This is a genomic window from Modestobacter sp. KNN46-3, assembly GCF_011039295.1.
Map to the genome: position 1 here is coordinate 1 of NZ_JAAKGN010000197.1, position 7,213 is coordinate 7,213.

Here is a 7,213-nt window from a genome sequence, read left to right on the forward strand (position 1 = left end):
GGCCGGCGTCGGCACCGGGACGGCGCTGGCCCAGCTCGCGCTGGTGGCCCTCCTGGTCGTGGGCGGGCTGCGGCAGCTGAACGGCGACCGCCGGTTCCTGCTCGCCGCCTGCGGGCTCCAGCTGGCCCTGAGCCTGTACTGGGTGACGGTGCTCGCCGACCTCTCCTCGCGGACCGTCGGCGACGTCCTGGGCTTCGTCCCCGTCCTGTACGTCGTCCTCGCGGTGACGGCGGCCGGCCTGACCTTCCTGCCCGACGCCCGGGCGTGGGGTCGGCGGGCCGCACCACCGGCACCGGCGGGGGAGCAGCCGCCCGCAGGAGCGCCCCGGCCCGGGGTCTGACCGGCGCCCGGTCCGGGGCCTGACCGGCCGCGGCGCGCCGGGTGGGACGATCAGCGCATGTCCGCCCCTGCCCCCGACACCGCCCTGGACCCCGCCGTCGCCACGCTGCTGAGCCGCGACCCCGCCGGCCTCGTCGCCGCCGTCGTGCAGCAGCACGACACCGGCGAGGTGCTGATGGTCGCCTGGATGGACGACGAGGCGCTGCACCGCACGCTCACCACCGGCCGGGCCACCTACTGGTCGCGCAGTCGCGGCGAGTACTGGGTGAAGGGGGAGACCTCCGGCCACCGGCAGTGGGTGCGCGACGTGCGGCTGGACTGCGACGGCGACGCCCTGCTGCTGCTGGTCGACCAGGAGGGCCCGGCCTGCCACACCGGGGAGCGCAGCTGCTTCCACCGCCCGCTGCCGGCCACGACCGGGACGCCGGCATGAGCCTGCAGCTGGGCCGCACCAGCCCGACCCGCGCCGAGTTCGCGCACCTGGACGCGCCCGTCGTCCCGGTCACCCGCCGGCTGCTGGCCGACAGCGAGACCGCCGTGGGCATCTACCGCAAGCTGGCCGGCAACCGGCCGGGCACCGTGCTCCTGGAGTCCGCCGAGCAGGGCAAGCAGTGGTCCCGGTTCAGCTTCGTCGGCGTGCGCAGCGCCGGCGTGCTCACCGAGGCCGACGGGACGACGGCCTGGCTCGGCGACCCGCTGCCCGGGCTCACCGACGACCTGCCCGTCGACCCGCTGGCCGCCGTCCGCACCCTGGCCCGCCGGCTCCGCTCGCCGCGCACGCCCGGCCTGCCGCCGCTGACCGGCGGGCTGGTGGGCTACCTGGGCTACGACGTCGTCCGGCGGCTCGAGCGGCTGCCGCAGACCGCCGTCGACGACCTGGGCATGCCCGAGCTGGCGCTCATGCTCGTCACCGACCTGGCGGTGCTGGACCACAGCGACGGCACCGTGCTGCTCATCGCCAACGTGCTGGGCGGGGCGCCCGGCGGCTACGACGACGCGGTCGCCCGGCTCGACGCGATGGCCACGGACCTGGCCGAGGCCGCACCCCCGGGGGTCGCGACGGTCGAGACCGCCGACGCGCCGCCGGTGACCAGCAACATGGGACCGGGGGAGTACGAGGCCGGCGTCGAGCGGGTGCGCGAGCACGTCCGCGCCGGCGACGTCTTCCAGACCGTGCTCGCCCAGCGCTTCGAGCTGGCCACCGACGTCGACGCCCTGGACCTCTACCGGGTGCTGCGGGCCACCAACCCCTCGCCGTACATGTACCTGCTGCGCTTCGCCGGGCGGCAGTCGCCGTTCGACGTGGTCGGCTCCTCCCCGGAGGCGCTGGTCACCGTGACCGGGAGCCGGGCCGTGGTGCACCCGCCGGCCGGCACCCGTCCGCGCGGCGCCACCCCGGAGGACGACGTCCGGCTCACCGAGGAGCTGCTGGCCGACCCCAAGGAACGCGCCGAGCACGTGATGCTGGTCGACCTGGCCCGCAACGACCTGGGCCGGGTGAGCGAGCCGGGCACCGTCGAGGTCGCCGACTTCATGCGGGTCGAGCGGTACAGCCACGTCATGCACCTGGTCTCCACCGTGGCCGGCCAGGTGACCGCCGACCGGGACGCGCTGGACGTGTTCGACGCGACCTTCCCCGCCGGCACCGTCTCCGGGGCGCCCAAGCCGCGGGCGATGGAGGTCATCGAGTCCCTGGAGCCCACCCGCCGGGCGCTCTACGCCGGCACGGTCGGCTACGTCGACGCCAGCGGCGACATGGACATGGCCATCGCCATCCGCACCGCGGTGCTGCACGACGGCCGCGCCTACGTGCAGGCCGGCGCCGGCGTCGTGGCCGACAGCGACCCGGCCAGCGAGGAGGCGGAGACCCGGCACAAGGCCCGCGCCGTGCTGTCGGCGATCGCCACCGCGGAGGGGCTGCGGGAGCTCCGGTGAGCCACCCCGCGCCCCCGGTCCCGCCTCCGGCCACCACCCGGGGCCGGCGGGAGCTCACCGTCGCGGTCCTGTTGTGCGCGCTCTCCGGTGGGCTGGCGCTGTCGGCGTCCGGCGAGCCGTGGGCCGACGTCACGGTCGTGCGCGAACCGCCGCTGCCGCCGACGGTGCAGGTGCTGACCGGCAGCCAGGCCGCACCGTTGGTCGCCGCGTGCGGGCTGCTGCTGCTCGCCGCCGCGGTCGCGGTCATCGCCGTCCGCGGCGTCGGCCGGGTGGTGGTCGGCCTGCTGGTCGCGGTGGCCGGTGGCGTGCTCGGGTGGTCGGGGCTGCGTGCGCTCACCGGCTCGCTCGACCTCGGCGGCGCCGACGTGACGTCGGGGGTCGGGCTGGGGCAGGCCCAGGTGACCACCGACCCCGTGGCCACCTGGCCCGCGGTGGCCCTGGTCGCCGGTGTGCTCGGCGTGCTGGCCGGGGCCCTGGTGGTGCTGCGCGGCCGGGACTGGCCGGGCATGGGGCGTCGCTACGAGCGCACCGGGCAGCCGGCGGGGGCGACGGCAGCGCCCGCCCGGCCGGCTCGTCCCGCTCGTCCGGAGACCGACGAGGACCGGCACCAGGCGGCCTGGAAGGCCCTGGACCGCGGAGACGACCCGACCGCGTGAGGACGGGGTCCTCCTCCTCGCCGCGCGGCCCTGCCCCGGGCCCGCCCGCCGGTTCTTACACCCGGGCCGTCCGAGCGGCGTGCACCGGCCCCCGGCAGGGAACCGGTCCTGGGCCGTCTCTAGAGTGATCCGCGCGGTCCGAGTGGTGGGGACCGGTCCGGTGCCACATCCTGAGAGGTCCGAGGAGGGGTCATGAGCGTCCTCGACGAGATCGTCGCCGGTGTCCGGGAGGACGTCGCTGCCCGTCAGGCCACCACCCCGCTGACCGAGGTGCAGGCCGCGGCCCGCGATGCCCGGCCCGCCCTGGACGCCCTCGCCGCCCTCCGGGCCCCGGGCGTCGGTGTCATCGCCGAGGTCAAGCGGCGCAGCCCGAGCAAGGGCGACCTCGCTGCCATCGCGGACCCGGCCGCGCTCGCCGCGCAGTACGCCGCCGGCGGCGCCCGGGCGATCAGCGTGCTGACCGAGGGCCGCCGGTTCGGCGGGTCGCACGCCGACCTGGCCGCCGTCCGGGCCGCCGTGGACGTCCCGGTGCTGAACAAGGACTTCGTGATCAGCAGCTACCAGGTGCACGAGGCGCGGGCGCACGGGGCCGACCTGGTCCTGCTCATCGTGGCCGCGCTCGACCAGCCGGTGCTCATCGGCCTGCTCGAGCGGATCGAGTCCCTGGGCATGACCGCCCTGGTCGAGGTGCACAGCGAGGCCGAGGCCGACCGCGCGCTCGCCGCAGGTGCCTCGGTGATCGGCGTCAACGCCCGCGACCTGACCACACTGTCGGTCGACCGCTCCACCTTCGAGCGGATCGCCCCGGGCCTGCCCAGCGAGGTCGTCAAGATCGCCGAGTCCGGGGTGCGCGGCCCGCACGACCTGATCAGCTACGCCGGCGCGGGCGCCGACGCGGTCCTGGTGGGGGAGGGCCTGGTCACCGCCGGCGACCCCCGGCAGGCGGTCGCCGACCTGGTCACCGCCGGCTCCCACCCGGCGACCCCGCGCACCACCCGCTAGTCAGGCCCCGTCCCGAGGCTCGCCCGAGCCTGCGAGGGATGAGGAGGACGGGGTCCTTCTTCTGCCCCCCACCGCTCGCAAGCTCGCGGCGGGCCCCTGCAGGAGGGCCAGGAGGAGGAAGGTCCCTACGCTGGGGGGCATGACCCTCTCCGCGCACGCCCCGGCCCCTGACGTCCCCGACGCCACGGCGTCGGGGGAGTGGCCGGACGCCACGGGGCACTTCGGTGTCTTCGGCGGCCGGTTCGTCCCGGAGGCGCTGATCGCCGCGCTGGACGAGCTGACCGCGGCCTACGAGGCGATGCGGGTCGACCCTGCGTTCCTCGACGAGTTCGCCCGCCTCCAGCGCGACTACACCGGCCGGCCCAGCCCGATCACCGAGGTGCCCAAGTTCGCCGAGCACTGCGGCGGTGCGCGGGTGCTGCTCAAGCGCGAAGACCTCAACCACACCGGTTCTCACAAGATCAACAACGTGCTCGGCCAGGCGCTGCTGACCAAGCGGATCGGCAAGACCCGGGTCATCGCCGAGACCGGCGCCGGCCAGCACGGGGTCGCCACCGCCACCGCTGCGGCCCTGATGGGGCTGTCCTGCACCGTCTACATGGGCGAGGAGGACACCCGCCGCCAGGCGCTGAACGTCGCCCGGATGCGGCTGCTGGGCGCCGAGGTGATCCCGGTGACCACCGGCTCCCGCACGCTGAAGGACGCGATCAACGAGGCGTTCCGCGACTGGGTGACCAACGTCGAGACGACGAACTACGTCTTCGGCACCGTCGCCGGCCCGCACCCGTTCCCGATGATGGTGCGCGACTTCCAGCGGGTCATCGGCGACGAGGCGCGCGCGCAGCTGCTCGAGCGGGAGCAGCGGCTGCCCGACGTCGTCCTGGCCTGCGTCGGTGGTGGGTCCAACGCGATCGGCATCTTCACCGCCTTCGTGCCCGACGAGGCCGTCCGGCTGGTCGGCCTGGAGGCCGGTGGGGACGGCGTGGACACCGGCCGGCACGCGGCCACCATCACCGGAGGAGACCCCGGCGTGCTGCACGGCGCGCGCTCCTACCTGCTGCAGGACGACAACGGCCAGACCGTCGAGTCGCACTCCATCTCCGCCGGCCTGGACTACCCGGGCGTCGGCCCCGAGCACGCCTTCCTGCACGACATCGGGCGGGCCGAGTACCGGCCGGTCACCGACGCCGAGGCGATGGAGGCCTTCGCCCTGCTGTGTCGCACCGAGGGGATCATCCCGGCGATCGAGTCGGCGCACGCCCTGGCCGGGGCGATGGTGGTCGGCCGCGAGCTCGGCCCGGACGCGCTGCTGCTGGTGAACCTCTCCGGCCGCGGCGACAAGGACGTCGAGACCGCCAGCGCCTGGTTCGACCTCGCCGACCGGACGGCGCCGACCGACGCCGACGAGCGGGCCGTCGAGGCCGGCCGGGGTGCCGAACCGGGGCCGGGCCTGGACACCGACCAGCACGCCACCGAGGGCGCGGTCAGCAACGACCGGGCCGTGGCCGGGCAGGACGCGGGGGAGCAGCAGTGAGCGAGCGTGCGAGCGAACCGATGAGCGCAGCAGCTCCGCGAACGCAGCCGACGAGCGCCGGCGAGGAGGACTCGTGAGCGCACTGCAGGAGCGCATCTCCGCGGCGCGGTCCGACGGGCGGGCGGCGCTCATCGCCTACCTGCCGGTCGGGTACCCCGACGTCGACACCTCGATCGCGGCGATGGTCGCAGCGGTTGAGGGTGGGGCGGACATCGTGGAGATCGGCGTGCCCTACTCCGACCCGGGGATGGACGGGCCGGTGATCCAGGAGGCCGTCGACGTCGCCGTCCGGGCCGGGGTCGGCATGGCCGACGTGCTGCGCGCCGTGGGCGCGGTCGCCGCCGCCGGTGCCGTGCCGGTGGTGATGAGCTACTGGAACCCGATCGAGCGCTACGGGGTCGAGCGGTTCGCCGACGACCTGGCCGCGGCCGGTGGCGCGGGCGCGATCACTCCCGACCTCATCCCCGACGAGGCCGGCGCGTGGCTGGCCGCCAGCGACCGGGTCGGCCTGGACCGGGTCTTCCTGGTCGCGCCGTCGTCCACCGACGCCCGGCTCGCCGCCACCGTCGCCGCCTGCCGCGGCTTCGTCTACGCCGCCTCCACGATGGGCGTCACCGGCAGCCGGGCCACCGTCGGGGACGCCGCGGAACGACTGGTCGCCCGCACCCGTGCCGCCGCCGGCGGGCCGCCGGTGTGCGTCGGCCTGGGGGTCTCCACCGGCGACCAGGCGGCCGAGGTCGCCGGGTTCGCCGACGGGGTGATCGTCGGGTCGGCCTACGTGCGGCGGCTGCTCGACGGGCACGGCGCCGACGGCGTGCGTTCACTGTCCGCCGAGCTCGCCGCGGGCGTCCGGCGTGCGAAGGTGCAGGCATGACGCTGCTGGCGGACGCCTCCGTCCTCGCCGCGATCCCCAGCCCCACCCAGGGGGTGTGGGAGATCGGGCCGTTCCCGCTGCGCGCCTACGCGCTGTGCATCATCGCCGGCATCGTGCTGGCCTGCTGGCTGGGTGAGCGCCGCTGGGTGGCGCGCGGTGGCGCCCCCGGCGACGTGCTGGACATCGCCGTCTGGGCGGTGCCCTTCGGCATCGTCGGCGGTCGCATCTACCACGTGATCACCACCCCGCAGCCCTACTTCGGGGAGGGCGGCGACCCGATCCGGGCCTTCGCCATCTGGGAGGGCGGCCTCGGCATCTGGGGCGCGATCGCGCTCGGCGGGGTCGGCGCGTGGATCGGCTGCCGGCGGCGGGGGATCCCGCTGCCTGCCTGGGCCGACGCCATCGCCCCCGGCATCGTGCTCGCCCAGGCGGTGGGGCGCCTGGGCAACTGGTTCAACAACGAGCTCTACGGCAGCGCCACCGACCTCCCGTGGGCGCTGACGATCTACCGCTGGAACGCCTCCGCCGGTCAAGCGCTCACCGGTCCCGACGGCGCACCGCAGGTGCTGGGCACCTTCCACCCCACGTTCCTGTACGAGCTGCTGTGGAACCTCGGCGTCGCAGCGCTGGTGATCTGGGCCGACCGCCGCTTCCGGCTCTCCCACGGGCGGGCCTTCGCGCTGTACGTCGCCGCCTACTGCGCCGGCCGGGTGTGGATCGAGATGCTCCGCATCGACACGGCCGAGCAGTTCCTCGGGCTGCGGCTCAACGTCTTCACCTCGATCATCGTCGGCCTGCTGGCCGTCGCGTACATGGTCGTCAACCGCGGCCGGCCGCGGGAGGTCATCACCCGCGGCGCGGAGGAGGCCGGCG

8 protein-coding genes are annotated in these 7,213 nt (G+C 75.5%); all 8 read left to right on the forward strand.

Annotation, left to right across the window (positions count from 1 at the left end; translation table 11 throughout):
• The coding region (locus G5C62_RS24160; RefSeq protein WP_206330834.1) for a hypothetical protein at window positions 1-340 on the forward strand (340 nt) is incomplete at its 5' end.
• 57 nt (window positions 341-397) lie between these two features.
• The gene (gene hisI / locus G5C62_RS24165; RefSeq protein ID WP_164703012.1) at window positions 398-772 is read left to right on the forward strand and encodes a phosphoribosyl-AMP cyclohydrolase; all 375 of its coding nucleotides are present in this window, start codon (window positions 398-400) and stop codon (window positions 770-772) included.
• Window positions 769-2,274, forward strand: coding sequence for an anthranilate synthase component I (locus G5C62_RS24170; RefSeq protein WP_206330835.1), 1,506 nt, complete (start codon window positions 769-771; stop codon window positions 2,272-2,274). Before hisI ends, G5C62_RS24170 begins: the two co-directional genes overlap by 4 nt.
• Entirely contained in the window at window positions 2,271-2,930 is a 660-nt protein-coding gene (locus G5C62_RS24175) for a TIGR02234 family membrane protein (RefSeq protein WP_164703013.1), read from the forward strand. The genes G5C62_RS24170 and G5C62_RS24175 overlap by 4 nt, the downstream gene beginning before the upstream one ends.
• Before the next feature lie 192 nt (window positions 2,931-3,122).
• A complete protein-coding gene (gene trpC / locus G5C62_RS24180) occupies window positions 3,123-3,932 on the forward strand; it encodes an indole-3-glycerol phosphate synthase TrpC (RefSeq protein WP_036340796.1) in 810 nt (269 codons plus the stop codon).
• Between the two features lie 139 nt (window positions 3,933-4,071).
• The gene (gene trpB, locus G5C62_RS24185) at window positions 4,072-5,466 is read left to right on the forward strand and encodes a tryptophan synthase subunit beta (protein ID WP_164703014.1); all 1,395 of its coding nucleotides are present in this window, start codon (window positions 4,072-4,074) and stop codon (window positions 5,464-5,466) included.
• Between the two features lie 73 nt (window positions 5,467-5,539).
• On the forward strand, window positions 5,540-6,340 hold the full coding sequence (gene trpA / locus G5C62_RS24190; RefSeq protein ID WP_164703015.1) for a tryptophan synthase subunit alpha: 801 nt from the start codon (window positions 5,540-5,542) through the stop codon (window positions 6,338-6,340).
• A partial coding sequence (gene lgt / locus G5C62_RS24195) for a prolipoprotein diacylglyceryl transferase (protein ID WP_164703016.1) occupies window positions 6,337-7,213 on the forward strand: 877 nt, incomplete at its 3' end. The genes trpA and lgt, both read left to right, overlap by 4 nt.

Excerpts from the sequence above, each read along its gene's own strand:
- hisI (WP_164703012.1), top strand. The coding sequence starts at position 398 with ATGTCCGCCCCTGCCCCCGACACCGCCCTGGACCCCGCCGTCGCCACG.
- G5C62_RS24170 (WP_206330835.1), top strand. The coding sequence starts at position 769 with ATGAGCCTGCAGCTGGGCCGCACCAGCCCGACCCGCGCCGAGTTCGCG.
- trpC (WP_036340796.1), top strand. The coding sequence starts at position 3,123 with ATGAGCGTCCTCGACGAGATCGTCGCCGGTGTCCGGGAGGACGTCGCT.
- trpB (WP_164703014.1), top strand. The coding sequence starts at position 4,072 with ATGACCCTCTCCGCGCACGCCCCGGCCCCTGACGTCCCCGACGCCACG.